Source organism: Branchiibius sp. NY16-3462-2 (assembly GCF_001594145.1).
In the GTDB taxonomy this organism is placed as follows: Bacteria; Actinomycetota; Actinomycetes; order Actinomycetales; family Dermatophilaceae; genus Branchiibius.
Genome location: NZ_LVCF01000043.1, coordinates 24,282 through 49,458 on the forward strand (window position 1 = coordinate 24,282; position 25,177 = coordinate 49,458).

Sequence of the window (25,177 nt, forward strand, 5' to 3'; positions counted from 1 at the left end):
GTGGAGCGCACAGCGCAGTGACCTCAGGAGTCGGGATGACGCTTCAGGACGTCTTCACGCACCAACCGGCGCTGCACCTTGCCGATCATCGAGCGCGGTAGCTCCTCGACGACGTGCAGGTGCCGCGGCACGGCGTATTTGGCCAAGCGCTGCGCCGCATGCTCACGAACCTGCTCCAACGTTGGCGGCTTGCCGTTCGCGACGACGACGGCGACCACCTGTTCGTCGCCACTCACACCACGCGGCACACCGACCACCGCGACATCCTCGACGCCGGGGATCGCGCGCAAGTGGTCCTCGACGACCGTCGGGAAGACTTTGAACCCGCCCACGATGATGAGTTCCTTGATGCGATCGACCAGGACCGCGAAACCGTCCGGGTCGACCTCGACGACATCACCGGTGCGCAGCCAACCGTCCGGCGACAACACGTTGGCCGTCTCGTCCGGTCGGTCGACGTAGCCGAGAAAGACCTGGGGTCCCCGCACGAGCAGTTCTCCTCGCGTCACCCCAGCGTCATCAGGGCTGACCTCGGCGGTGTGATCATCCGGGTCGACGACGCGAATCTCGGTGTTGGGGAAGGGAATTCCCAAGGCGCCATGGCGTCGCTTCTCGGACGCCGGATTGCCCAGCGCGATAGGTGAGGTCTCCGTGGAGCCGTACCCCTCGATCAGCAAACCACCCGTCGCGTTCTCCCAGCGGTCCGCGGTCGCGGCGTCCAACGGCATCGCTCCGCAGAACGCCTGTTTGATGGAGTGCAGGTCAACATCTCCTGCCGCATCCAGGATGCGGCTGAACATCGGCGCGACCGCCGGCATGAAGGTGTACGACGCCCGCTTCTGTCCGTCGATCACGGTCGGCGGGTCGAAATTGGGGAACGCCACGAGCGTCGCGCCGATCATCGGTGGAAGCACGACGCAGAAGATCATCCCGAACGCATGGAAGAACGGCAGCACACCACAGACCACCTCGGCGCCCGGCTGGAAGCCTGCCCACGCCGTACCTTGGGTCGCATTGGCCACCAGATTGCGGTGGGAGATGCTCGCCCCCTTGGGCACCCCGGTCGTGCCACCGGTGAACAGCACCAGGGCCTCGTCGGTCGGTTCCCGGTCGACCGGCACCCGCGCACCCGCTTCGGTGCGCAAGAGCCCACTCCAGTCCTTCGCATCGCCCGTCGGGCCGCCGGTCAGCGCGGCGCGTTTGGTGCGGGCCGCCTTCACCGGTAGCCGCAGGAGCAGTTGCATCTTGCGCGGCAAATCCTGAGCGACGTCCACCGACACCACGTGCTGCACGTCGGTGCCCCGCACCGCTTCCTGCGCATCGGCGACCCGGTTGCGCCACACCAGAGCGACGTGAGACTGCGCCAGCGCGAACTGCTCGTGCAACTCCGCCGTCGTATACGTCGGGTTGTGCTCGACGACCACTGCGCCGCAACGGGATACGGCGTAGAACGCGACAATGTGCGCGGGGCAGTTGGGCATCACCAGCGATACCCGCGTGCCCACGCCTACCCCGAGCTGCCGCAGGCCAGCGACCGCCCGATCGACGAGGTCATCCAATTCGCGGTACGTCGTGTGGGCGCCGAAGAAGTCGACGGCCACCCGGTCCGGCCACCGCTGGGCGGCCTGCCGCAACAGGCCGTCCAGCAGGGTGGGCGGGATCTCGACATCAGCCGGGACACCCGGCGAATAGCTGCTCAGCCACGGGCGATCGTCAAACACGTCCCTACCGTATGCCCTGGGTCGAGCGGTTCGATGTCCAGTCGTCAGATCAGGCCCGCGTCCTTCAGCAACTCCTCGACGTAAGTGCCCTTGACCTTGTGCATCGCAGCAGCCCCGACGACCTTGGTCATCAGCGGCAGCTTGACGTCGGCCAGCTTCTTCTTGTCGTTGAGGTAGTACAACGCGTTCAGCAGCACCCGGATGTCGTACTGCGATCCGAACACCTCCGGGACGCCACGGTTCACGTCGAGCAGGGTGTAGACCGACTCCATCGCGGTGCGCACGGAGTACTCCGTGGTGAACACGGTGTCGATCGGCGTCTCGGCGAAGTTACCGATGAAGGCCAGGTTCTGCGAGCCCTCCGGCACCACCAGCGGCCGGTCCCCGGCGGCGCGGGGCATGAAGTAGGAGGTGATGTACGGCATGTGACACGGCACCGTGCTGGCACTGTTGCGCGCCAGGTCGGGGATCTCCTCGACCGGGACACCGAGGTGATAGAGCAGTTCCTCGGTCAGCTCGATGCCGGTGGCTTCCTTGATGGTCTTCTTCACGTAGTCGCCGGGGCGATCGGAGAACAGGCCGTAGACCCAGAGCACGAGGTCCTTGTTGACGTCCTGCTTCTCGAAGTGCGGCTGACGACTCATGGTGTAGCCGTAGAGCCAACCGGAGTCCTTGAAGTTACAGGGACCGCCGGTGACGATCTTGCCGTCCCGCGGGTCGCGACCGGTGAGCTTCTGGATGTAGGGCCAGATCTTGTCGTCGGTGAGCGTGACGGTGCCGGAGATGACCCAGTTGTCGCTGGGGATGTTCTCGCAGAACTTCTCCGGGTGACCCAGGGAGGAGTCCTTGGCGGCCAGCTTCTTCCACAGTTTCCAGGCACCGCCGTGATCCGTCTCGATCGGGGCCGGGTGGTCGTTGTCCCCGAACGTGCTGCTCTCGGTGATCGAACCGTTCGTGACGAAGACGAGGTCATCGACGGTGAGGTCGATGGTCTTCTGCGTGCCGTCGACGGTCAGGTCGAGGGAGGTCGCGACCTTCTTGCCACCACTCAGGTCCAGCCCGATGTCCTCGACCTGGGTGTTGTACTGGAACGTCACGCCTTCGGACTCCAGGTGCTTGACCAGGGGCACGATCAGCGACTCGTACTGGTTGTAATGCGTGAACCGCAGCGAGGTGAGGTCCGGCAGGGTGGCGACGTGGTGGATGAAGCGCAGCAGGTAGCGGCGCATCTCCAGCGCGCTGGCCCACGGCTCGAAGGCGAACATGGTGGCCCAGTAGAGCCAGAAGTTGGAGGCGAAGAAGTCCTCGCTGAAGTACTCGTCGATGCGCTTGTCGTCCAGTTTCGACTCCGGGGTGAGCGCTAGGTCGATGATCTCCTGGACCGCCTTCGGCGTCAGGGTCAGCTCACTCATCTGCGGTACGGCCTTGCCGCGCTCGTAGGTGGCGCGCATCGGGTTACTGCTCGGGTCGGACTTGTGCAGCTCGTACATCTCGTCCAGCACCGAGACGCCCGGCTTGGCCAGGGAGGGCACGGACCGGAACAGGTCCCACAACGTCTCGAAGTGCGCTTCCATCTCGCGGCCACCGCGGATGATGAATCCCTTGTGTTCATCGAGGATTCCGTCCATGCTGCCGCCGGGCAGTGCGAGTTCCTCGAAGACCGTGATGTTCTTCCCGGGCACGCCAGCGTCCCGGATCAGGAACGCGGCGCCGGCCAGCGAGGCGAGGCCCGACCCAACAAAATACGCGTGCTTCTTCTCAGCCCCCTCGGGTTTGATCGCCTGCGCGTACGCCTCGAAATTGCCGTTGCTGTGGTACATCGTCAGCCCTCTCCTCGTCGAGGACGGCATACCCGCCGTCTAGTACCAACCTTTCAAGGGCGCCACGGATAGACAAGACCCCACAAAGTGAATCTTCGGTCTGCCCGATCACGCCACGCGCGTTCGGTGAGCGACGCGGAACCCCTACTACGCGATGACCGCGCGTGAAAACGACGCCCGCCAGATCGACTTCCGTGCTCCTGCCAGACGGTTCGACGAGAGCCTCGGGACCACTCCGTTCCCGAACGCCCTTTACTACCAGGCGATCTGAACGATGGGCTCCTCAGAGTTTGATGCCGACGTACTTGTCCTCGAGGTACTCGTCGATCCCTTCGAACCCGCCCTCACGGCCGAATCCGCTGGCCTTCACGCCACCGAACGGTGCCGCCGGGTTGGAGATGATGCCCTGGTTGACCCCGACCATCCCGTACTCCAACGCCTCGGCCACCCGGATCGCGCGGGAGAAGTCACGGGTGAAGAAGTACGACGCCAGGCCGTATTCGGTGTCGTTCGCCTTGGCAATGACGTCGTCCTCGTCGGTGAACGTCTGGATCGCGGCGACCGGGCCGAAGATCTCCTCACGCACCATGTCCGCATCCGCCGGCAGGTCGGTGATGACGGTCGGCTCGTAGAAGAACCCGGCCTCACCGGTCGTCGAACCACCAGTCACCACCTGCGCGCCACGATCCACCGCGTCCTTGACCAGTGCCTCGACCTTGTCGATGGCCTTCTGGTTGATCAGCGGACCCACCTGCGATTTCGGGTCCATCCCGTCCGCGACGACCAGGCCACCCATCTTGGTCGCCATCTTTGAGGCGAATTCGTCCGCCACAGAGGCGTGCACGTACAGCCGGTTGGCCGCCGTACATGCCTCTCCGATGTTGCGCATCTTGGCCAGCATCGCCCCCTCGACGGCGGCGTCGATGTCGGCGTCGTCGAAGACGATGAACGGTGCGTTGCCGCCCAGCTCCATCGAGACCCGAAGCACCTGCTGCGCGGACTGCTCGATCAACTTCCGACCGACCGCAGTCGATCCGGTGAAGGTGAGCTTGCGGGTGCGCGGGTCACGGATGATCGGCTCCATCACCTGGCCACTGGACGAGGTGGTGATGACGTTGAGTACGCCGCCCGGCAGGCCCACCTCTTCCAGCAGCTGGGCGAGGGCCAGCATGGTCAGTGGTGTCTCCGCAGCTGGCTTCACCACCATGGTGCAACCCGCCGCGATGGCCGGCCCGATCTTGCGGGTTCCCATGGCGAGCGGGAAGTTCCACGGCGTGATCATGACCACCGGCCCGACCGGCTGCTTCATCGTCAGCAACCGCGTGCCGCCGGATGGCGCCACCGAGTAGCGACCCGAGATGCGCACCGCCTCCTCGGAGAACCAGCGGAAGAACTCACCGCCGTACGTCACCTCACCGCGCGCCTCGGCCAGCGGTTTGCCCATCTCCAGAGTCATCAACTCCGCGAAGAGGTCCGCCCGTTGCGTGATGAGCTCGAACGCCTTCCGTAGCAACTCACCCCGCTCGCGTGGGTCGGTGCGTGCCCACTCCTTCTGCGCGTCCGCCGCCGCCGTCAGCGCAGCCATACCGTCGGCCGGACTCGCGTCCGCGACCTTGGCCAACTCCTGCCCGGTGGCCGGGTTGTCCACGACGAGAGTCTTACCGTCGGTGGCGTCCCGCCACTGCCCACCGATGAAGAGCTGCTTGGCGACGCCGTCCACGGCTGCCGAAGATGCCACGATGAATCTCCTTGCTAGTAAGAGGGTTTCAGGACGCTCAGGACTCGATGTTGGCCATCACGTGCTTCACGCGCGTGTAGTCCTCGAAGCCATAGAGCGACAGATCCTTGCCGTAGCCGCTGTGCTTGAAGCCGCCGTGCGGCATCTCGGCAACCAGCGGGATGTGCGTGTTGATCCAGACGCAGCCGAAGTCGAGCGCCTTCGAAACGCGCATCGCCCGGCCGAAGTCCCTGGTCCAGACCGAGGATGCCAGGGCGTACTGCACGCCGTTGCCGGACGCAATCGCCTCCGCCTCGTCGGTGAACTTCTGCGCGGTGATGACGGGTCCGAAGATCTCGTTCTGGCTGACCTCGTCGTCCTGCAGGAGCCCGGAGACAACCGTCGGCTCGAAGTAGAAGCCACCACCCAGCGCGGTCAGGCGCGACCCGCCCGCGGCGATGGACGCATGGTCGGGCAGCCGCTCCAACAGGCCCGTGACGTGCGCCAACTGGTTACTGTTGTTAACCGGCCCGAGCAGCGCGTCGGCGTCGTCCGGCAGACCGACCTTGGCCTCGTTCTTGGCGTATTCGGCCAGAGCAGCGACGAATTCGTCGTGGATGCCCTCCTGCACCAGCACGCGGGTGGCTGCGGTGCAGTCCTGCCCGGCGTTGAAGTAGCCGGCGATCGCAATTCCTTCGACCGCTGCCTCGATGTCGGCGTCGTCGAAGACGATGACCGGCGCCTTGCCACCGAGCTCCAGGTGGACCCGCTTCACGTCGGCCGCCGCGGACAACGCCACCTGGATACCGGCGCGCACCGAACCGGTGATCGCGACCAGCTGCGGGACCTTGTTGTCGACCACCAGTTGACCGGTCGAGCGGTCACCGGTCACGACGTTGAACGTGCCCGCCGGCAGGAACTCGGAGGCGACCTCGGCCAACAGCAGCGTGGTCTCCGGGGTGGTGTCACTGGGCTTCAGCACGATGGTGTTGCCCGCGGCCAGGGCCGGGGCGATCTTCCACATTGCCATCATCATCGGGTAGTTCCAGGGGGTCACCTGACCGACGACGCCGATGGGCTCGCGGCGAATCCACGAGGTGTGCCCCTTCATGTACTCGCCAGCGGCCTTACCCTCCAGGACACGGGCGGCACCCGCGAAGAAGCGCAGCTGGTCCAGCATCGGCGGGATTTCCTCGGATTCCGTGAGGGCCCAGGGCTTTCCGGTGTTCTGCGCCTCCAGCTTGATGAAGTCGTCGGCGCGCTTCTCGATGGCGTCCGCGAACTTCAACAGCGCCTGCTGCCGCTCCGACGGAGTGGTCTGTCCCCACTCCTGGAACGCCTTGGCCGCGGCGGTGTACGCGGCGTCGACGTCCGCCTCGGACGAGATCGCCGCGGAGGCGACGACCTGTCCGGTGCTCGGGTCAACCACGTCCTGGCGCGTATCGCTGCGCGCCTCGACGTACTCGCCGTTGATGAAGTTCTTCAGGATGCGGGTCATAGCTCCACCTCAACACTCGATGACATTGACTGCGAGACCGCCCCGGGCGGTCTCCTTGTACTTCACGGACATGTCGCGACCGGTGTCGCGCATGGTCTTGATTGCCTTGTCCAGACTGACGGCGTGGACGCCGGTGCCGCTGAGGGACAACCGAGCGGCGTTGATCGCCTTCACGCTGGCGATCGCGTTGCGTTCGATGCACGGGATCTGGACCAAGCCGCCGACCGGATCGCAGGTCAGCCCCAGGTTGTGCTCGATACCGATCTCGGCAGCGTTCTCGACCTGGGTGGGCGTGCCACCGGTGACTTCGCACAATGCGCCGGCCGCCATGGCACAGGCCGAGCCCACCTCCCCCTGGCAGCCGACCTCGGCGCCGGAGATCGAGGCATTCTGCTTGAACAGGATGCCGATCGCGGCCGCCGTGAGCAGGAAGCGCACGATGCCTTCCTCGTCGGCACCCTCGACGAACCGGGCGTAGTAGTGCAGCACTGCTGGGATGACGCCGGCGGCTCCGTTGGTCGGGGCCGTCACCACCCGGCCGCCAGCGGCGTTCTCCTCGTTGACCGACAACGCGTACAGGTTGACCCAGTCCATGACGTGCAACGGATCCCGGGCTCCGGCCTGCATCAACTCATCGAAGAGCGCCGGCGCCCGCCGGGGCACCCGTAGCCCGCCCGGCAACACGCCGTGGGCGTTGAATCCGTTGGTGACGCATTCACGCATCACCGACCACAGGTGCAGTAACCCGTCGTGTACTTCCTGCTCACTGCGCCAGGCCATCTCGTTGCGCAGCATCACCTCGCTGATGGAGCAGTTCTCCCGCTCACAGATGGCCAGCAACTCGGCGCCGGTGTTGAACGGCAGCGGGACCGCTGTGTCGTCCTCCACGACGCGATCGGCTCCGGTCGCTGTTTCGTCCACCACGAAGCCCCCACCCACGGAGTAGTAGACGTGGCTGTCCACCAAGTCGCCTGCGGCATCGAAGGCTTCGAAGAGCATGCCGTTCGGATGGGTGGGCAACGTCTTGCGACGATGCAGCACCAGATCGGTGTCCGGGTCGAAGGAGATGGGGTGATCGCCCATCAAGGTGAGTTTGCCGGTCTGCCGCACCTCGGCGTACCGCGAATCGGTCGTCCTGGTGTCCACGGTCTCGGGCGCCGAGCCCTCCAGACCCAGCACCACGGCCTTGTCCGAGCCGTGCCCGTGACCGGTCGCGCCCAGCGAACCGAACAGTTGCGCGCTCACCCGGCTCACGCGGGCGGTGGGCAGACCGCCCGCGAACATCCGCGCAGCACGCATCGGTCCGACCGTGTGGGATGACGACGGGCCGATGCCGATCGAATAGAGGTCGAACGCACTGAGCGCCATACGGAAAGAATAGCCACGAGCGGGAGGAAAAACACGAATTCATCGTTCAAAGGTTGTTTCACAACGGATTCGATGTCAGGATGGGCTCGTGACAGACGCTATGCGCAGCCGCGCCGGCGACGCGGGCGCCATGGACGACACCGCGAAGGCGATCATCGCCATGTTGCAGCGCGATGGCCGTGCGCCCTACGCCACCATTGCACGCGAAGTGGGCCTTTCGGAAGCCGCAGTTCGTGCCCGGGTGCAACGTCTGCTGGAAAACGAGACGTTGCAGATCGTCGCGGTCACTGATCCCACCCAGGTGGGATTCCAGCGCCAAGCGTTGATCGGTATCACCGTGCGCGGCGACATCCAGAAGGTGGCCGACCAACTGGCCCGCTTGGACGAAGCCGCCTACGTCGTGGTGACAGCAGGTCGCTACGACATCCTGATCGAGGTCGTCTGCGAGGACGACGATCACCTCCTGAAGCTGCTGGGCAGCCGGATCCGCGCCGTCGACGGCGTCGCGCAGACCGAGACCCTGATGTATCTCAACCTGACGAAACAACGCTACGACTGGGGAACGCGATGAGCACCACACCCGAAACCGCTACTACCGCAACTACTTCCGGCGCAGGTACGACGCCCCGAGGCACCGACCGGTACGTCGCCGCCCGGGACCACCTGTGGGGTCACTTCACCCGGCAGTCCGTCTACGAACCGGTGTCCGAGGGTGGCCTCGGCGCGCACGTGCCGATCATCGAGCGCGGTGAGGGCGCCTGGATCTGGGACGTCAACGGCAAGAAGTACTTCGACGGCCTGGCGGGCCTGTTCACCGTCCAGGTGGGACACGGCCGCGCCGAACTGGCCGAAGCAGCAGCCAAGCAGGCCGAGAAGCTGGCCTTCTTCCCGATCTGGTCCTACGCCCACGCGCCGGCGATCGACCTGGCCGAGCGCCTCGCGACCTATGCCCCCGGTGACTTGAACCGCGCGTTCTTCACCACCGGCGGCGGTGAGGCCGTGGAGTCGGCGTGGAAGCTGGCCAAGCAGTACTTCAAGCTGACCGGCAAACCGACCAAGCACAAGGTGATCAGCCGCTCCATCGCCTACCACGGCACCCCGCAGGGCGCGCTGGCGATCACCGGTATCCCGGACCTGAAGATCCCCTTCGAGCCGCTGGTCCCCGGTGCGTTCCGCGCGCCCAACACCAACATCTACCGTGCGCAACCAGAGTTGCGCGACGACCCGAAGGCGTTCGGCCGCTGGGCCGCCGACCGCATCGGTGAGGCCATCGAGTTCGAGGGCCCCGACACGGTCGCCGCAGTCTTCCTGGAGCCGGTGCAGAACGCCGGCGGTTGCTTCCCGCCGCCGCCCGGCTACTTCGAGCGCGTGCGCGAGATCTGCGACGAGTACGACGTGCTGCTGGTCTCCGACGAGACCATCTGCGCGTTCGGCCGCATCGGAGAGATCTTCGCCTGCAACGACTTCGGCTACGTGCCGGACATCATCACCACCGCCAAGGGTCTGACCTCCGGCTACTCCCCGCTCGGGGTCATGATGGCCAGCGACCGGCTCTTCGAACCGTTCCGCAAGGGCCACGAGGCGTTCGGGCACGGTTACACCTTCGGTGGGCACCCGGTCTCTGCGGCGGTCGCGATGGCCAACCTGGACATCTTCGAGCGCGAGAAGCTGACCGATCACGTGCACGACAACGCGCCGAAGTTCCGGTCGACCCTGGAGAAGCTGCTGGATCTGCCGATCGTCGGTGACGTGCGCGGCGAGGGCTACTTCTACGGGATCGAACTGGTCAAGGACAAGGAGACCCGCGAGACCTTCAACGAGGAGGAGTCCGAGCGGCTGCTGCGCGGCTTCTTGTCCAAGGCACTCTTCGAAGCCGGTATCTACTGCCGCGCCGACGACCGTGGCGACCCGGTCATCCAGCTGTCCCCGCCGCTGATCATCGGCCAGGACGAGTTCGACTGGATCGAGCAGACCCTGCGGGGCGTGCTGACCGAGGCGCTGGACATCCTCTGACGCGTGCCGGATGCGTGGTTACGCTCGGTGCATGACCGAGCGTGACTACGACATCGTCCTGTACGGCGCCACCGGGTTCGTCGGCAAACTCACCGCCGAGCACCTGGCGGCGCATGCGCCCGAGGGAGTTCGGATAGCGCTGGCGGGACGCTCACCGAGCAAGCTGCAAGCGGTGCATGCCGATCTCGGCGTGGATTGGCCTCTCGTGACTGCTGATTCGTCGGACCCGGCCTCGCTGAGGGCGATGGCCGAGTCCACCCGCGTCGTGATCAGCACCGTGGGCCCGTACGCGAAATACGGGCTGCCCCTGGTCGAAGCGTGTGCGACGGCGGGAACCGACTACGTCGACCTGACCGGAGAGGTGCTCTTCGTCCGGGAGTCCATCGACCGCTTCCACGCCCTGGCCGGCGAGACGGGTGCGCGGATCGTGCACTCCTGCGGCTTCGATTCGGTCCCCTCCGACCTGGCCGTGTTCGAACTGGCGCAGGTCGCTGCTCCGCTGGGCGAGACCACCCTCTACGTGCGGATGAAGGGCGGCGTCAGCGGCGGCACCGTGGCCTCGGCCCGCGAACAGATGGCGCAGGTGCGGTCCGACAAGGACAAACGCGCGATCGCCCTGGATAAGTTCGCCCTCTCCCCCGACCGCTCCGCAGAGCCCAACGGCGAGTGGAAGGACTCCCTCAAGGTCTGGCACAGCGACGAAATGCACTCGTGGGCAGCGCCGTTCATCATGTCCACCTTCAACACCCGGATCGTGCGGCGCAGCAATGCCCTGCTTGGTCACGAGTACGGCGAGGGGTTCCGTTATCGGGAGACCCTCACCACCGGGGATGGTTGGCAGGGGCGACTGCGCGCCGAAGCGATCGCCAAGGGTATGGCCCTCGGGATGGCTGCGCTGTCGGTCGACAAGCTGTCACCGCTGGTCGACAAGGTCGTGCCGGAGCCGGGAGAGGGTCCGTCGGAAGAGGACCGCACCAACGGCCGGTTCAGCGTCGAGGCCCGATCGGGTGGTCACCGCAGCGTGGTCGCCGCCAAGGGCGACCCCGGTTATGCGGCGACGTGCGTCATGCTCGGTGAGAGCGCACTCGCTCTGGCCACCCAGCGCGATGAGCTGCCGTTGCCCGAGGGGCTTCACGGGGGTGTCCTCACGCCAGCCACCGCCTTCGGCAGTGTGCTGTCGGATCGGCTACGCGCACAAGGGTTCACGATCACTGCGGGTCCGGTCACGGCGTGAGCCGCAGCGGGTCGGAGATCGCACAGCTGCGGGTCATCTCCCAGCAGTTGGCGACCCCGGCCCCGTCGATCATCGACGCAGTCACCCACCTGACGTGCGTGCAGGCGCAGGACTGGAAGGCGTCACGATCGGCGCTGGCACTGCGCGCAGGTTGCTCGACCGCAGAAGTGGACGACGCCGCGAACAGCGCTGCGATCGTGCGTAGTTGGCCGATGCGCGGCACGTTGCACTGGCTCCCGGCGCAGGATCTGCAATGGATGCTGTCCCTCACTGCCGCCTCGACGGTGCGTGCTGCCGCGGGGCGGCATCGGCAACTCGGTATCGCCGACTCGGATGTGGAAGAAGTGCGACGGCTGACGGAGTCCGCCTTGTCCGCCGGTTCTCGCTCGCGCAACGCTCTGAAGGCCCTCTGGGCTGAGGCCGGCGTCGACGTAGCCGGTCAGCGGTTCATCCATCTGCTGCAACGACTCGCGTTGGATGGGGTCATCTGTTTCGGACCGGTGATCGACGGGCAGCAGCAACTCGTGCTCTGCTCCCTCTGGATCCCGTCGCCGCGCGCTCTCGCCCGTGAGGCCGCCATCGTTGAATTCGCGCAACGCTATCTGCGATCACACGGACCGGCGACCATGGCGGACTTCTGCTGGTGGAGCAAATTGCTGGTGCGTGACGTGAAACCGTTGTGGCCGCAGATCGTTTCGTCATTCGAAGAGGTCATCGTGGAGGGACGGTCGCTCTTCGTCGACCCTGCCGTCATGGACTCCCTCCCCGCCTTGCGACGGGCGGCGCGGGCGCCGATGCTGTTGCCTGCCTTCGACGAACTGATCCTGGGGTACGCCGATCGGTCTCCCACGTTGTCTCCCGGCGATTTTGAGAAGGTGGTACCGGGTCGTAACGGCTACTTCCTGCCGACGGTGCTGGATAGCGCAACGGTGGTCGGTACCTGGAAAGCGACCAGTCCGATCGAAGTCTCACCTTTCCACGGTGAGCTTCGTGGTCCGGTGGACCGCGCGCTCCGCCGCCTCTCCGACTCGTTCCCTACGTGATGGCCGACGTCATCCAGGTCTGGTGCAGCTCGACGGCTGGCCCCGTGGAGTGGCTCAATGACACTGAGTGGCAGAGACTTTCGCGGTTTCGTTCGACCGCTGCCGCTCAGGACTTCCTGGTGGGTACGACGCTCGCGAGGTTCGCGCTCGGGGCTTGGCTCGGCGTACCCGAGGGTGAGGTCCCCCTCGACCGGACGTGCGAGCGATGCGGCCGGCCGCACGGTCGACCTCGCGTTGCGGGCGCCCACGTCAGCATCGCGCACGCGTGCGGCACCGCCTTGGTTGCCGTGAGCGATGCTCCCGTCGGTGTCGATCTCGAACCCCTCGGTCGCGCGGTGCCACCCGACTCGGGCGCCGCGGACCTGGTGGATTGGGTGCGCAAGGAGGCGGTGCTCAAACTGACCGGCGACGGCCTGCGGATCCCGATGAATCAAATCGAGATTCGCAAGGGAGCGGTTACAGCGTGGCCAGGCAATCCGTTGCCACCGTTGCGAGTTCACGATCTGAAGTTGCATGGGTTTGTAGCAGCCCTGGCCTGCTCACCACACGCCACCCGAATCGATCAGCTGGTGATGTGACACTGACTCCAATTCCGCTGTGAGCGTATCGAATTGGGCAGAACTGGACCTGTGCATATCGATTTCGAGGTGTCGAACACCTGTACACTATGGGTATGTCCGTGCCGCGCTCCGTGATCCGCCAGAAGGCGCTCTCGGATGCCTCGGTGGCGGACCTGTTGGCGGCTGCTTCGCAGTTGTTGCAGGTCGCCTACGACCGGGTCGGTAAAGCCGTCTCGGGCTTGTCGGAGGATGAGTTACTTGCCGACGTGACTCTTGCGCAGCGGGTGCAGAACTCCGCGTGGGGTGTGCAAACGCATCGGATCGCGCAGGCTGCGGCGATCGAACACCGCGAGGACCCCAACCCCGTCGAAGACGCTCTCCCGCGACTGGTGTCGCGGGTGGTGCGGCATGAGCCGGGGTCGTACGTCGATGAATGGTTCCCCCTCGAACTATCCACCCGCCTGGGCTGGTCGGACCGGCAAGCCGGCAACCGGATGAGCGACGCCATCGACACCCTCGAACGCTGCCCCCGGTTGTTGGACCGGGTCGGTGCCGGCGGGCTGGACCCGTTCAAAGCCACCGTGATCGCGGACGTGACCACCGGTGCCCCCGAGCACGTCACCCTTGCGGTGGAAGAGCGTGTGTTGGCTGGTGACCCCGAGGCCACCACGGCGGCGAAGCTGCGGGCGAAGGCGCGTCGGTTGCGGGTGCGCCTGGACCCGATCGGAGCAGATGCAGCCGCCGCTGCCCGGCGCCGCTCCGCGGTGGGGGTGTTCGTGCGGGAGCATCACGAACCCGGCCTGTCGGAACTGACCGCGGTGCTTCCGACGTTGGATGCGGCGAAACTGATGGCCGCCATCGACCAGTTAGCCCGGGACCTGCACTCAGTGACCACCACGGACAAGACCCTGGCGGAGTGCCGGGTCGACGCCCTCACCGACCTGACCCTGGCCGGGGTCGGTGTCGACACCCAGCTGACGTTCCTGATCCCGATCGACACCACTGCCCCAGCCGACGCTGACCCGCCAGCTGCGGCGGCGTCCGGCGATCCGGTCGGATCTGAGGAGGACGACCCGTTCGCGGGTGACCCCGGCGAGGACCTGTTCAATGGCCTGGATTTCATCGAGGCATCCCTGCTAGCCCACGAAGCGCTGATCGAGCAGGACCTGCGCGCCGAAGGCCTGGTCCCGATCAACGGCCGCGACCTCATGGATGAAGAACTACGGGCGCTGTTCGATGCCGAACTCGCCGAACTCAACGCCATCGCCAGTGGATCCACGGAACTGCAGGCACGAACCGGTCCACCGGATGCACCAAGCGCTAGTCCACCGGGCTGTGATCACGTGCCCGAGCCGGACAACCTCACCCACCAACACCGCCCACCAACCAAAGCCACCGGTGCCGGGATGATCGGTGACCTGTTGCTACCCCGGGTCGGGGTGATCCCCGCGGACAGCATCGTGGAGATGACCCACCTACTCGGCGTGAAACTCTCCCGAGCCCTCACCGACGCAGCAACAGGTGTCGTGGTGGAAACCGGTGACCGCTCCTACCGGCCCGGTGCCCGCCTGGCCCGGTTCGTCCAAGCCCGCGACCAACACTGCCGCTTCCCCGGCTGCACCCGACCCGCGAAACTGTCCGACATCGACCACGTCATCCGCTACCCCGACGGAGAAACCACCGCCGGCAACCTGCAATGCCTCTGCCGCCACCACCACCGCGCCAAACACGAAGGCGGCTGGAAAGTCGTCATGTCCCCCACCGGGGTCTGCACCTGGACCAGCCCCACCGGCCGCACCTACATCACGAATCCCGGCGACTGACGGGTCCTGCGTCGGCAGCCGACCGGCCCCAGCTGAGCCAGGGCCGGCCAGGCGCTCGTTAACGTTGCCGCTTGAGGCGACGACGCAGACCGACTCCGGTCAGCAGGGCACCCGCGGCCAGGACTGCGGCACCCCCGACCAGTTGATCATTAGCACCCGTGACCGCAGGGGCCACGGGGCCATCGGTGACGACCGGCGGCCCGCTGGTCGGGTGGCCAGAACTCGTCGGACTGCTGGGGCCAGTCGGCTTGGCGACCACCCAGGCCGGTGGCGCGGGGCGGGTGGTCGGCAACCCGGCGCAACTGGTGGGCAGATGGATCTGGACGGTGAACTTCGACCCGGTGCTCGACCCGCTGACGACGATCGCACCGTCGGCTCCCTTGACGCCGGCAGCGGCGTAAACCCCTGGCTCATAAGGCTTTGCAGACCCAAGGGTCTTGCTACCCACTCCTGGCAGGGTCAGGGTCACTGCCTTCTCCGCGTGCCCCAGCGTGCGGAAGTATCCGGCGATCGCCGGTACCTGACCACTGCAGTAATACTGCGGAGCGGTGTACTCGAAGTTGCCCGAGGTGATCGGCTTCGGTGTACTCACCGCCATCGCCGCACCGCTGGACATCATTGCGACCACCGCCGCGGCCGCGGCACCCGCCGCTGCTTTTCGAACCATCTGCACGTGAACGACCCCTTGTTCTGACGGTGACGGCGGATCAATCTGCCTGGCCTCGCCCGCCATCCTGTGCGTAAGCCATGTGAACCCTGTCCCCGGGTGACCGGTCCCGTAACCACCTGTGGGGGTGCATCAGTGAATTGCCAGCATTCACTCAGCTGGACGTCATGATCGGCGCGATCCCCAGTTCCACTCCGGTGTCGTCAACGCGCCCAGACCCTCGACCACCGTCTCCCCCGTATCCCTGTTCAGCGGCAACAACAGCGGCTGCGATCCGTCCCACTCCAACACCGGCACCGCGTCCAACGCAGCCGTCATCACCGCCGAGTGGGTCACCACGATCACCTGGGAGCGGGTGGCCGCATCCGCGATCAACCGGGCCAGCGGCTCCAACAGGGACGGATGCAACGAAGCTTCCGGCTCGTTGATCACCAGCAACGGCGGCGGTGTTGGACTGAGCAGGGCCGCCACCCACAACAGGTAGCGCAGCGTCCCGTCGGAGAGTTCGGCAGCACGCATCGCGCGCAGCATCCCCGGTTGATGCAGCGCGATATCGAACAACCCGTCGCTCTCGACGATCTCGATGGCTGACCCGGGAAACGCGTCGTCGATCGTTGCGTCGAGGTGGCGGCGGCCGTCTTCGATGATGGTCTGCAGCGCGGCCGCCAGGTCGCGGCCGTCGTCAGCCAGGACGGGGGTCCGGGTGCCCACCATCGGGTGGCGTGCCGGTGCGTCCACGTCCGCGCGGAAGCCGTCATAGAACCGCCAGGATCTCAATTGCTCACGGACAGCGACGAGTTCGGCGGAACGAGCGGGATCGGCGTACTCAGTGAGCATCGATCGGTAGGGCACCAACTTGTCGCTCAACCGTTGCCAACCCGCCGAGCCGTCGAGGTCGGCATCGGCCACCTCGACCAGTCCCCACGAGCGACGGGCCAGGACGTTGGCGCGCCGCATCGCGGTGCCGGCGAAGACCACCTCACGTTTGATCTCTGGGTCGCGCAGGAAGAGTGAGGGGCGGGGCGCTTCCCGCGCCTGGGGTGATTGCGGCGGCAGACCCAGATCCATCAGGTAGCCGAAGTCGTCACTGCCGAACCCGACCAACAGACTGATCGGTCCCTTGCGCAACACGCCCTGGGTGACACCACTGGTTCGCGCCGAACGCAATTCGGCCGGGCCGGCCCACAACGCCGAGCCCAAGCCGCCCTCGCGCGCCAACGAGCCGATCAGCCGTCCGGAACCGACATCGGCCAGCAGTCGCACCGCCCGGTAAAGAGAGGACTTGCCACTTCCGTTGGGCCCGGTGATGACCGTCAGACCGGACAACGGCACCGTCACGTCACGCAGCGAGCGATACCCGCGGATGGCCAGCGTGCGCAACATGCTCGCACCCTACGGTCGAGCACCGACGGCAGCGGGCAGAATGACCGGGTGACCGGTGCTACGGAGATCGCCACGCTACGCGCCCTCGATGCTGTCCTGCAGGCGGGCGGCTCGCTCGACGGGCTGCGTCTGCAGGATCTGGACCTGCGCGATCGCGAGGCCGTGCTGCTGGCCCAGACCCATGCGAACGGCACGATCGTGCTGGGCGGCGAGACCACCCCAGCGCTGGATCGCCACCTGCGCCAGATCGGTGCGCTGGTCTTTCCGACCGATCCGAAACTGCCCGTCAACCCCTACCGCGGCACGCTGTACACGCCTGCCGAGCTGTACGCCGGTTTGTCCGAGGGCGGCTACTCAACCACCCCCGACGCCCGCGCCTATCGCTGGCTGCGCGATCGACGTACGGCGGGGGACGCCTACGCCACGCTGGTGCGCGCGATGCACGACGACGCCATGGCCGACGCGCTCGTCGAGTTGCTGGACGACCGGTTGGTAGTGGGCGTGATGGGCGGACACTCGGTGCTGGCCAACAGCCCCCAGTACGCCGATGCCGCCCGGTTGGGATTCGAACTCGCCGAGGCCGGTTTCCTGGTCGCGACCGGCGGTGGCCCAGGAGCGATGGAAGCGGCGAATCTCGGTGCCGCCGTGCGGGATAAGGATTCGTTGGACCATGCCGTCGAGAGGCTGGCAAAGGCGCCGGACTGGTCCGAAGGCATCGACGCCTGGGCACGCGAGTCCGCCTCGGTTGCGGCATCGGTCCGGATGTCGCCGCAGGTGCGCAGTCTGGGCATTCCCACCTGGTTCTACGGGCACGAGCCGCCGAACATGTTCGCCCAACGGATCGCGAAGTTCTTCTCCAACGCGCTGCGCGAGGATGCGCTGCTGACCCGGAGTTCGACCGCGATCGTGGTCCTTCCCGGGACCGCCGGCACCGTGCAGGAGATCTTCCAGGCGGTCACGCCGATGTACTACGTCGCCGACGAACGCCCGCTTCCATCCCTGATCCTCGTGGGCCGCCAGCAATGGGCGACGGACGTGCCCGTGTGGCCCGCGATCGAGGCACTGGCCAAGGACCGTCCGATGGCCAGGGCAACCCACCTGGTCGACTCGGTTGATGAGGTGCTCCCCCTGCTACACCGGCATCACAGCCACTGATCATGAACACAGAGCTCCGCCAACCAGCGCCCCTGCGGACCGGCGCACGCATTGGCGTCCTCGGCGTGAGCAGCCCGTCCAATCTCGACCGCTTGGACGCGGGTCTCGACACCCTTCGATTCGCGGGTTTCGAGCCGGTTGAGTACCCCACCGCACGCGGCCGCGGGACGAGGTTCAGCTGGCTGGTCGGCTCCGATACCGAACGAGCCACGGACCTGCGAAACGCGCTCTTGGACAACGACATCGACGCCATCTTCCTGGTCAGCGGCGGTTACGGCTCACAGCGCACGCTGGAAGCGCTGGACTGGACCGGGCTCGAGGCTGTCAGTCCCAAACTGGTCGTCGGCTACTCCGACGTCACCGGCCTGCTCGAGGCAATCGCCTCACGCCTGGGCTGGTCAAGCATCATGGGCCCGATGGTCAGCGAGCACGAGTTCGCCGAGTCCTACTCCTTCAACTCACTGCTCCGCCTGGCCACCACCAAGCCCGTCGACCTCGTCATGCAGTTCTCCGATGCGCGCACAGTCACCGCTGGCCAGGCGGCGGGCACCACCTGTGGCGGCAACCTGTCGTTGCTCGCCGGGTCCGTCGGCACTGATACCGCCTGGATACCGGAGCGTGGGATCTGGCTGCTCGAGGACGAAACCGAGTCGCCTGAGCGCATCGACACGATGCTCACCCACCTGCGCCGGGCTGGCTACTTCGACCGTGCGGCGGGCATCATCTGCGGCACGTGGCACGACAGCGGCGACGAAGACGTCATCTCACGCGTGGTCCGAGATCGGTTGGGCCCGTTGGGGATTCCCACCATCGAAGGTGCCAACATCGGCCACGGTGGCCATGTGCAGAGCTACCCGATCGGCGTCGCCGCCACGCTGGACGCCGATGCGAGGACACTCACGCTGGGTTGACCTCACCCACCAGCCGATGCGCGCCCGAATACGCCACCATCGAGCGGTCCCGCAAGAACCCCACGAGAGTGATCCCGGCCTCCTGCGCAAGTTCGGCCGCGAGTGAGGACGGCGCGGAAACCGCTGCAACACAAGGAATCCCGGCCATAGACGCTTTCTGGATCAATTCAAAGCCAGCACGCCCGGACAGCATCAGGATCGTGCCGGCCAGCGGCAGCTTGTCGTGCTCGACCGCCCAGCCGATGACCTTGTCGACCGCGTTGTGCCGGCCAACGTCCTCCCGCGCCACGAGCAACTCACCGGTGCGACCGTCGAAGAGAGCGGCTCCGTGCAGACCACCGGTCCGATCGAAGACTCGCTGTTCAGTACGCAGCCGTTCCGGCAGCCCGATCAGCTCGGTCACCTGGACCTCCAGCGGATCGCTGGCCACGTCGAACGCTGAAATCGTCCGCACCGCATCGATACTCGCCTTCCCACAGACCCCGCAGGACGAGGTGGTGTAGGTGTGCCGCTCGGCACTGGCCAGCGGTGCCGGCACGTGCGGCGCTAGCTGCAGGTCGAGCACGTTGTAGGTGTTCTCCCCCTCGACCTCGCCGGCGCAGTACCGCGCACTCAGCAGATCATCGCGACCGCGAATGACGCCCTCGCCCACCAGGAAGCCCTGGGCGAGTTGGACGTCATGGCCCGGCGTACGCATGGTGACCACGAACGACCGACCGCCCAGGCGGATCTCCAGCGGTTCCTCCGCCGCTACGTGATCCTCGCGGACGGCGCGCCGCACCACCGTGCCGTCGTCGCCGACCTCGATCCGGGTGACCCGGCGACGGGCGGCCTGCTTCCTCACCGGCCCAGGCCGTCAGGTTGGGCCTGGGCCAGGTCCTTGGTGACCGCAACCGCGCGCTCGATCGCCGCGCGGTCACCGCCCTGCAGTCCCGCCGCCAGGCCGACTAGGAACGCCGACATCGGCGCAGCGGGACGCACCACGGCGTGCGCCACGACACCGGTCATCCCGAGGATCTCGTCGACATCGATTACCCCGGGGTCCAGCCCCAGTGCCGCCGCCAGCTCATCGGACCATTCCTGTACTTCTTGCGTCACGCCTGTTCCTCTCCTGCCCGGGCCCGGGCTGCCGCCAACTGTTCTGGGGTATCGCAATCATCCCCCCACCCGGCCGGATCGGGTACGCCGCGTGGGAACCCCAGTGCCCGCATCGGCCGTCCCGCCGGGTCGGGCAACGCGTCGATCGCTTCCCGCAGTCGCTGCGTCCACCAGGCAGCTGCCAGGAAATTGATCCGGCCGGTGCGGTCCGCGAGCGCCACTGCGTCGTCGTCGCGGCCCAGGGCCGCCCGCAGGGGTTCGACCGCTGCCGCCACAAAAGGCAGGTCGGCCGCCAGTAGGAGCGTCACGGATTCGCGGACCAGCGGCAGACCCGCCGCGATGGCAGCGACCGGTCCCCCGCCGGGCGGGTCCTCCAGGACCCAGCGCACGCCGCCGATCGCCGTACGTTCCGGGCCGACCACGATCACCTGTTCGGCGTCGGTGACCGAGGCGACGACGCGAGCCAGCATGGATCGGCCCCCCACCGCCTGGTCGGGTTTGCCCGGCCCGCCCAGGCGGGAGCCGGCTCCTCCCGCGAGCACGATCGCGTCGTATGTCGATCGGTTGCCACCCATGCCGCCCACCGTTGCACACCGTTCACACCGAGAGGGGGATGATCCTGTCAGCCCGCCGGGGTAGCGTCGCGGCTATGACGGATCCGGATGCAGTCGAGCAGGTCTTTCCCGACGTGGCCGAGCCGGATCTGAAGGTGGGCCACCAGAAGGATTGGGCCGCCGGCGTCCCGGGGGTAGCCGTCGCCATGAAGACCGCTCTCACCCAGATGGGTCCGGTGCGCAGCGCCAAGACCCTGCTGAAGATGAACCAGAAGGACGGCTTCGACTGCATGAGTTGTGCGTGGCCGGATCCGGACCACCGGCACACCGCAGAGTTCTGCGAGAACGGCGCGAAGGCGGTGTCCCACGAGGGCAACAAGAAGCGGGTGACGCCGCAGTTCTTCGCCGATCACTCCCTGGACGACCTGCGAGCGCACGACGACTACTGGCTCGGGATGCAGGGTCGGATCACCCACCCGATGGTGAAAAGGCCTGGTGCTACACACTATTCGCCGATTGATTGGGACGAGGCGTTCGCCCTCATCGCCCGGCACCTGAACTCCGTCGATCCCGACGAGGCGATCTTCTACACCTCCGGACGCGCCTCGAACGAAGCAGCGTTCGTCTACCAACTCTTCGTGCGGGCGTACGGCACCAACAACCTGCCGGACTGTTCCAACATGTGCCACGAGTCGACCAGTGTCGCGCTCGCCGAGGCCATCGGGATCGGCAAGGCCAGTGTGCGGATGTCGGACGTCTACGACGCGGACCTACTGATCATCGCCGGACAGAATCCGGGCACCAACCATCCGCGCATGTTGTCGGCCCTGGAGATCGCCAAACAGCGCGGCGCCAAGATCATCGCGATCAATCCCCTCAACGAGCCCGGGTTGATGCGCTTCAAGGATCCGCAGAAGCCCAAGGGGGTCATCGGCAACGGAGTGCAGATCGCGGATCTGCACCTGCCGGTGAAGCTGAACGGTGACCTGGCGGTCTTCCAGGGCATCGCCGCGCTGCTGTTGGAGCGGGACGCCATCGATCACGACTTCCTGGACGAGCACACCACGGGTTTCGAGGAGTGGCGCGAGCACCTGCGCGCTCTGGACTGGGCCTTGGTGCAGGAGTCCAGCGGGCTCACCCGGGCTCAGATCGCACAGGCCGCCGACATGATCGCCGCCTCCAACGCGACCATCTACTTCTGGGCGATGGGCCTGACCCAGCACCGCAACGCGGTCAACACCATCCGGGAGTTGTGCAACCTGGCTTTCCTGCGTGGTGACATCGGCAAGAAGGGCGCCGGACTGTTTCCCGTGCGCGGTCACTCCAACGTCCAGGGCGATCGCACGATGGGCATCTGGGAGCGTCCGCCGGGGCACTTCCTGGACTCGCTGGCCAAGGAGTTCGGCTTCGAACCACCGCGCGAGCACGGCCACGACGTGGTCGACTCCATCCGGGCCCTGCGTGATGGCAAGGCGTCGTTCTTCCTGGGTCTTGGTGGGAACTTCGTCGACGCGAGCCCGGATACCGAGGTGACCTACGCCGCGTTGTCCTCGGCGGATCTCACCGCGCACATCTCCACGACCCTGAACCGCTCGCATCTGATCACCGGTGACACGGCATTGATCCTGCCCACGCTGGGCCGCAGCGAGATCGACGAGCAGGCCAGTGGCCGGCAGCAGGTCACCGTCGAGGATTCGGTCTGCTCCGTGCACGCCTCCCACGGGCCGTTGGAGCCGGCCAGTGAACACCTGCGCAGCGAGGTCGCCATCCTCACCGGGCTGGCCGAGGCGACGCTGGGCGACCGCTACGGGATCGCGTGGGCGGCGATGCGCGACGACTACGACGTGATTCGCGATCACATTTCCCGCGTGGTCGCAGGATGTGAGAACTACAGCGAGCGGGCCAAGCAACCGGGCGGATTCACCCTCCCGCACCCGCCGCGCGACTCGCGGACCTTCCCGACCAAGAGCGGGAAGGCTGAGTTCCTGGTCGCCCCGATCGAGGTGATGCAGGTGCCGGAGCGGCATCTGGTCCTGCAGACGCTGCGCAGCCACGACCAGTTCAACACCACGATCTACGGGCTCGACGACCGTTACCGGGGCATCCACGACGGGCGGCGGGTGGTCTTCATCCACCGGGAGGACATTGCGATGCTGGGGTTCGAGCCGGGCGACATGGTCGACCTCATCACGCACTGGGCGGACGACGAGATCGACCGGGTGGCAAAGCAATTCCGGATCGTCGAGTACGCCACCCCGCGCGGTAGCGCCGCCGCCTACTACCCGGAGACCAATCCGTTGATCCCGCTGGACTCCACGGCCGAAGGCTCCAACACACCCACCTCCAAAGCCGTCATCATCCGACTGGTGCCGGCCGGCACAGCGTTCGACGGTGACGCGGCGGTCGATGGCCAGGACGAGGTGGGCTCCGATGACAGCCACAAAGCCCGACCGGAGCCGGTGCACCTGTCCTGAGGCGCTCCGGCTCCGGCACGGCTCGTTCAGGCCACTGCTGCCTCAGGCCGCAACGAGCTCCGGTTGCGCGCTCGCCGCGGCGGCCTGCTGACGGGCCCGGGCGTGGCGGACGTGCGCGATGGTCGTCAGTGCCACCCCGAAGACCGCCCAGCCGAGCAGCACCAGCAAGGAGCCGCCCGCCAGGGCTCCGTCGAAGAAGCCCACGCCGCGCACCGCGTTGCCCGCTGCTCCGATGGGCAGCCACTGCCCGATCGTGCCCCACGGGTGGGGCAACCACTGCGAGCCGGTAGGTATCCCCGACAGCGGATTCGAGACGAACAGCATCACCAATGCCCCGACGAGTAGTCCCGGGTAGCCGAACAGCGATTCCAACCCCAGCACCGTCAGTGAGATGGCTGCGATGCCCAGCATCATGGTCAGCGCCGCCTCCCAGAAGTTGCCTTCCAACGTCCCGATCCAGAACTGCAGAATGGCCGTCGCCGCAAGCCCCGCGAGTACCGAGAAGGCGAGGGATGCGATCACCCGCAGCCACCAGCGTCGCTTGAGAAGCGTGGAAAGGCTTACCGCAGATGCCATTCCGCCGAAGACCAGTGGAAGCCCCAGGGCGGTCAGCCCGGACCCGGCCGGGTCAGCCGAGGGATAAGGCACCACATCGACGTACGTCACCTTGAGGCCCTGGTCGGTCATGCCCGTGCCGATCGAGTGCAACAGCGTGACGTACGGCGCTCCGGCGGCTGAGGCGGTCTGCACCGTGACGCCGGACGGGGTCAGGGAGATCCCGCCCACCACCGACCGGTCCTTGATCGCCGCGGCGACGCCCGCCGCGTCCGACTTCGTGACGATGTCGAAGGCGCCCGGGTGGGCGGCGTCGAGCTTGCCGACCAGTTCGCGCTGCGCCGCCTGCGGGCCACTTACCGCGATGGGCAGATTGTCCGGTCCGGAGTGCGATGCCGGAAGAACCAGTGCCAGCACCATCAACGCCACCGCCGCGGTCAGGCCCAGCACCAATCCGAAGATGCGACCGCGCGGCGGGTCACTCACTGGTCCGCTCTGCGCGGTGGTCCCTGCCGGGTGAACCTCGTGCTTACCCATCGTTGCTCCTCGTCTAAGTGGAGTAATTTGCTCCGGTTATAAATGGAGCATAATCCTCCGTATAGACTTCTGTAAATCCCGACACCACCGAAGGAGCCGCCATGCGCGCCGACGCCGCCGCGAATGTCGAAGCGATCACCGCCGCCGCCAGGGAACTACTGGCGACCCACGGCGCCGATATCCCGCTGAGCGCGGTGGCGCAACATGCCGGGGTTGGCATCGCCACGCTCTACCGGCACTTCGCGACTCGCGAGGACCTGTTCCTCGCCGTGGCGCAGGGCCTGCACGATCAAGCTCTGGCCACCATCGACCGACACACGGACCAGTTCGACGACGACCCGGAGAAGGCGTGGGTCAACCTGGTCCATGACCTGGCCAGCACCAAACCGGGCGCCCTGATCCCCGGGTTGCTGGACGTTGCCGCCAGCGAGACGATGAGCGCCGACTTCTCCCGCATCCGTGGCGAGATCCTCGCGGCATTCGAGCAGGTGTTGACGAAGGCGAAAGCCGCCCGGCTGGTCGAGCAGGACCTCACTGCCGCGCGCTTCCAACTCGGCCTCGCGACGTTGACCCGGCCGCTGCCCGAGCCACCGATCCCGGACCTGCCCATGGACGGCCTCGCCGACTGGCTGACCGACGTGTATCTCCATGGACTCCGCCCGCAGCAGTAGGTTGGGACCATGACCAATCCCCCTGCGCCGCAACAAGCTCCGCTCTACCTGTCCACCACCTTCGACGTCCCCGGCTACCGCGTCGCCCGACCGCTGGGCCTGGTGTGGGGCACGCTGGTGCGGTCGGTCGGGTTCGCCAAGGGCCTCACCGGTAGTTTCAAGTCCCTGCGGGCCGGCGAGGTCAGCGAGTACACCGACGTGGTCAACACCGCCCGCGGTCACGCCGTCGAGCGGCTCACCGAGCATGCCCGGTCGATGGGCGCCAACGCCGTCATCGGCGTACGTTTCGAATCCAGCGAGGTCGCCGACGGGCTGGCCGAGATCCTCGCCTACGGCACCGCGGTCGTCCTGGAACCCGCCTCGGACGCGTAAGCC

General features: G+C 66.6%; 22 protein-coding genes. 11 read left to right on the forward strand and 11 right to left on the reverse strand.

Annotated features, from left to right (window positions below):
- Positions 1-23: 23 nt before the first annotated feature.
- The 5 genes from AZH51_RS16185 to AZH51_RS16205 all read right to left on the reverse strand — a co-directional run bounded on the left by AZH51_RS16185 (position 24) and on the right by AZH51_RS16205 (position 8,124).
- A complete protein-coding gene (locus AZH51_RS16185) occupies positions 24-1,721 on the reverse strand; it encodes an AMP-binding protein (RefSeq protein ID WP_291525888.1) in 1,698 nt (565 codons plus the stop codon).
- Between the two features lie 44 nt (positions 1,722-1,765).
- Entirely contained in the window at positions 1,766-3,541 is a 1,776-nt protein-coding gene (locus AZH51_RS16190) for an oleate hydratase (RefSeq protein WP_291525889.1), read from the reverse strand.
- A 283-nt stretch (positions 3,542-3,824) separates the two neighbouring features.
- Positions 3,825-5,279, reverse strand: coding sequence for an NAD-dependent succinate-semialdehyde dehydrogenase (locus AZH51_RS16195; RefSeq protein ID WP_291525890.1), 1,455 nt, complete (start codon positions 5,277-5,279; stop codon positions 3,825-3,827).
- 37 nt (positions 5,280-5,316) lie between these two features.
- A complete protein-coding gene (locus tag AZH51_RS16200; protein ID WP_291525891.1) occupies positions 5,317-6,756 on the reverse strand; it encodes a gamma-aminobutyraldehyde dehydrogenase in 1,440 nt (479 codons plus the stop codon).
- 9 nt (positions 6,757-6,765) lie between these two features.
- Positions 6,766-8,124, reverse strand: coding sequence for an L-serine ammonia-lyase (locus tag AZH51_RS16205; protein WP_291525892.1), 1,359 nt, complete (start codon positions 8,122-8,124; stop codon positions 6,766-6,768).
- Positions 8,125-8,224: 100 nt separating this feature from the next.
- On the opposite strand from AZH51_RS16205, the gene AZH51_RS16210 reads away from it, so the two are divergent.
- From AZH51_RS16210 to AZH51_RS16235, 6 genes are all read left to right on the forward strand, one after another.
- A complete protein-coding gene (locus AZH51_RS16210; protein ID WP_367188070.1) occupies positions 8,225-8,695 on the forward strand; it encodes an Lrp/AsnC family transcriptional regulator in 471 nt (156 codons plus the stop codon).
- Entirely contained in the window at positions 8,692-10,137 is a 1,446-nt protein-coding gene (locus tag AZH51_RS16215) for an aspartate aminotransferase family protein (protein WP_291525893.1), read from the forward strand. The genes AZH51_RS16210 and AZH51_RS16215 overlap by 4 nt, the downstream gene beginning before the upstream one ends.
- A 31-nt stretch (positions 10,138-10,168) precedes the next feature.
- Positions 10,169-11,371: a trans-acting enoyl reductase family protein gene (locus AZH51_RS16220; RefSeq protein WP_291525894.1), complete on the forward strand. Its 1,203-nt coding sequence runs from the start codon at positions 10,169-10,171 to the stop codon at positions 11,369-11,371.
- Positions 11,368-12,414 (forward strand): winged helix DNA-binding domain-containing protein, encoded by a 1,047-nt coding sequence (locus AZH51_RS16225; protein WP_291525895.1) that lies wholly within the window; start codon positions 11,368-11,370, stop codon positions 12,412-12,414. Before AZH51_RS16220 ends, AZH51_RS16225 begins: the two co-directional genes overlap by 4 nt.
- Before the next feature lie 374 nt (positions 12,415-12,788).
- Entirely contained in the window at positions 12,789-12,992 is a 204-nt protein-coding gene (locus tag AZH51_RS16230) for a hypothetical protein (RefSeq protein WP_291525896.1), read from the forward strand.
- Between the two features lie 95 nt (positions 12,993-13,087).
- The gene (locus tag AZH51_RS16235) at positions 13,088-14,797 is read left to right on the forward strand and encodes an HNH endonuclease signature motif containing protein (protein ID WP_291525897.1); all 1,710 of its coding nucleotides are present in this window, start codon (positions 13,088-13,090) and stop codon (positions 14,795-14,797) included.
- A gap of 58 nt (positions 14,798-14,855) precedes the next feature.
- Here the strand turns inward: AZH51_RS16235 and AZH51_RS16240 are convergent, their stop codons facing one another.
- On the reverse strand, positions 14,856-15,470 hold the full coding sequence (locus AZH51_RS16240; RefSeq protein WP_291525898.1) for a hypothetical protein: 615 nt from the start codon (positions 15,468-15,470) through the stop codon (positions 14,856-14,858).
- 159 nt (positions 15,471-15,629) lie between these two features.
- Positions 15,630-16,847 carry an AAA family ATPase gene (locus AZH51_RS16245; protein ID WP_291525899.1) on the reverse strand — a complete coding sequence of 406 codons (1,218 nt, stop codon included), beginning with the start codon at positions 16,845-16,847 and terminating at the stop codon, positions 15,630-15,632.
- A gap of 48 nt (positions 16,848-16,895) precedes the next feature.
- On the opposite strand from AZH51_RS16245, the gene AZH51_RS16250 reads away from it, so the two are divergent.
- Both AZH51_RS16250 and AZH51_RS16255 read left to right on the forward strand, forming a co-directional pair.
- Positions 16,896-18,002, forward strand: coding sequence for an LOG family protein (locus AZH51_RS16250; protein WP_291525900.1), 1,107 nt, complete (start codon positions 16,896-16,898; stop codon positions 18,000-18,002).
- 2 nt (positions 18,003-18,004) lie between these two features.
- Entirely contained in the window at positions 18,005-18,913 is a 909-nt protein-coding gene (locus AZH51_RS16255) for an LD-carboxypeptidase (RefSeq protein ID WP_367188065.1), read from the forward strand.
- Here the strand turns inward: AZH51_RS16255 and fdhD are convergent.
- Genes fdhD through AZH51_RS16270 form a run of 3 tightly spaced genes read right to left on the reverse strand, consistent with a single transcriptional unit; the run spans position 18,900 to position 20,586 of the window.
- A complete protein-coding gene (fdhD, locus tag AZH51_RS16260) occupies positions 18,900-19,757 on the reverse strand; it encodes a formate dehydrogenase accessory sulfurtransferase FdhD (RefSeq protein ID WP_291525902.1) in 858 nt (285 codons plus the stop codon). The genes AZH51_RS16255 and fdhD overlap by 14 nt on opposite strands.
- Entirely contained in the window at positions 19,754-20,011 is a 258-nt protein-coding gene (locus tag AZH51_RS16265) for a DUF6457 domain-containing protein (RefSeq protein WP_291525903.1), read from the reverse strand. The genes fdhD and AZH51_RS16265 overlap by 4 nt, the downstream gene beginning before the upstream one ends.
- The gene (locus AZH51_RS16270) at positions 20,008-20,586 is read right to left on the reverse strand and encodes an NTP transferase domain-containing protein (RefSeq protein ID WP_291525904.1); all 579 of its coding nucleotides are present in this window, start codon (positions 20,584-20,586) and stop codon (positions 20,008-20,010) included. The genes AZH51_RS16265 and AZH51_RS16270 overlap by 4 nt, the downstream gene beginning before the upstream one ends.
- A 74-nt stretch (positions 20,587-20,660) precedes the next feature.
- Here AZH51_RS16270 and AZH51_RS16275 point away from each other — a divergent pair, with 74 nt between their 5' ends.
- Positions 20,661-23,039 (forward strand): FdhF/YdeP family oxidoreductase, encoded by a 2,379-nt coding sequence (locus AZH51_RS16275; protein ID WP_291525905.1) that lies wholly within the window; start codon positions 20,661-20,663, stop codon positions 23,037-23,039.
- Between the two features lie 42 nt (positions 23,040-23,081).
- Here the strand turns inward: AZH51_RS16275 and AZH51_RS16280 are convergent, their stop codons facing one another.
- Positions 23,082-24,131 (reverse strand): ABC transporter permease, encoded by a 1,050-nt coding sequence (locus AZH51_RS16280; RefSeq protein ID WP_291525906.1) that lies wholly within the window; start codon positions 24,129-24,131, stop codon positions 23,082-23,084.
- A 101-nt stretch (positions 24,132-24,232) separates the two neighbouring features.
- On the opposite strand from AZH51_RS16280, the gene AZH51_RS16285 reads away from it, so the two are divergent.
- Both AZH51_RS16285 and AZH51_RS16290 read left to right on the forward strand, forming a co-directional pair.
- Entirely contained in the window at positions 24,233-24,802 is a 570-nt protein-coding gene (locus AZH51_RS16285) for a TetR/AcrR family transcriptional regulator (RefSeq protein WP_291525907.1), read from the forward strand.
- A 9-nt stretch (positions 24,803-24,811) separates the two neighbouring features.
- Positions 24,812-25,174, forward strand: a complete 363-nt coding sequence (locus AZH51_RS16290; RefSeq protein ID WP_291525908.1) for a YbjQ family protein — start codon at positions 24,812-24,814, stop codon at positions 25,172-25,174.
- Positions 25,175-25,177 lie beyond the last annotated feature (3 nt).

Excerpts from the sequence above, each read along its gene's own strand:
- AZH51_RS16215 (WP_291525893.1), top strand. The coding sequence starts at position 8,692 with ATGAGCACCACACCCGAAACCGCTACTACCGCAACTACTTCCGGCGCA.
- AZH51_RS16290 (WP_291525908.1), top strand. The coding sequence starts at position 24,812 with ATGACCAATCCCCCTGCGCCGCAACAAGCTCCGCTCTACCTGTCCACC.
- AZH51_RS16255 (WP_367188065.1), top strand. The coding sequence starts at position 18,005 with ATGAACACAGAGCTCCGCCAACCAGCGCCCCTGCGGACCGGCGCACGC.
- AZH51_RS16285 (WP_291525907.1), top strand. The coding sequence starts at position 24,233 with ATGCGCGCCGACGCCGCCGCGAATGTCGAAGCGATCACCGCCGCCGCC.
- AZH51_RS16275 (WP_291525905.1), top strand. The coding sequence starts at position 20,661 with ATGACGGATCCGGATGCAGTCGAGCAGGTCTTTCCCGACGTGGCCGAG.
- AZH51_RS16210 (WP_367188070.1), top strand. The coding sequence starts at position 8,225 with ATGCGCAGCCGCGCCGGCGACGCGGGCGCCATGGACGACACCGCGAAG.
- AZH51_RS16280 (WP_291525906.1), bottom strand. The coding sequence starts at position 24,131 with ATGGGTAAGCACGAGGTTCACCCGGCAGGGACCACCGCGCAGAGCGGA.
- AZH51_RS16245 (WP_291525899.1), bottom strand. The coding sequence starts at position 16,847 with ATGTTGCGCACGCTGGCCATCCGCGGGTATCGCTCGCTGCGTGACGTG.
- AZH51_RS16200 (WP_291525891.1), bottom strand. The coding sequence starts at position 6,756 with ATGACCCGCATCCTGAAGAACTTCATCAACGGCGAGTACGTCGAGGCG.
- AZH51_RS16235 (WP_291525897.1), top strand. The coding sequence starts at position 13,088 with ATGTCCGTGCCGCGCTCCGTGATCCGCCAGAAGGCGCTCTCGGATGCC.
- AZH51_RS16220 (WP_291525894.1), top strand. The coding sequence starts at position 10,169 with ATGACCGAGCGTGACTACGACATCGTCCTGTACGGCGCCACCGGGTTC.
- AZH51_RS16205 (WP_291525892.1), bottom strand. The coding sequence starts at position 8,124 with ATGGCGCTCAGTGCGTTCGACCTCTATTCGATCGGCATCGGCCCGTCG.
- AZH51_RS16270 (WP_291525904.1), bottom strand. The coding sequence starts at position 20,586 with ATGGGTGGCAACCGATCGACATACGACGCGATCGTGCTCGCGGGAGGA.
- AZH51_RS16190 (WP_291525889.1), bottom strand. The coding sequence starts at position 3,541 with ATGTACCACAGCAACGGCAATTTCGAGGCGTACGCGCAGGCGATCAAA.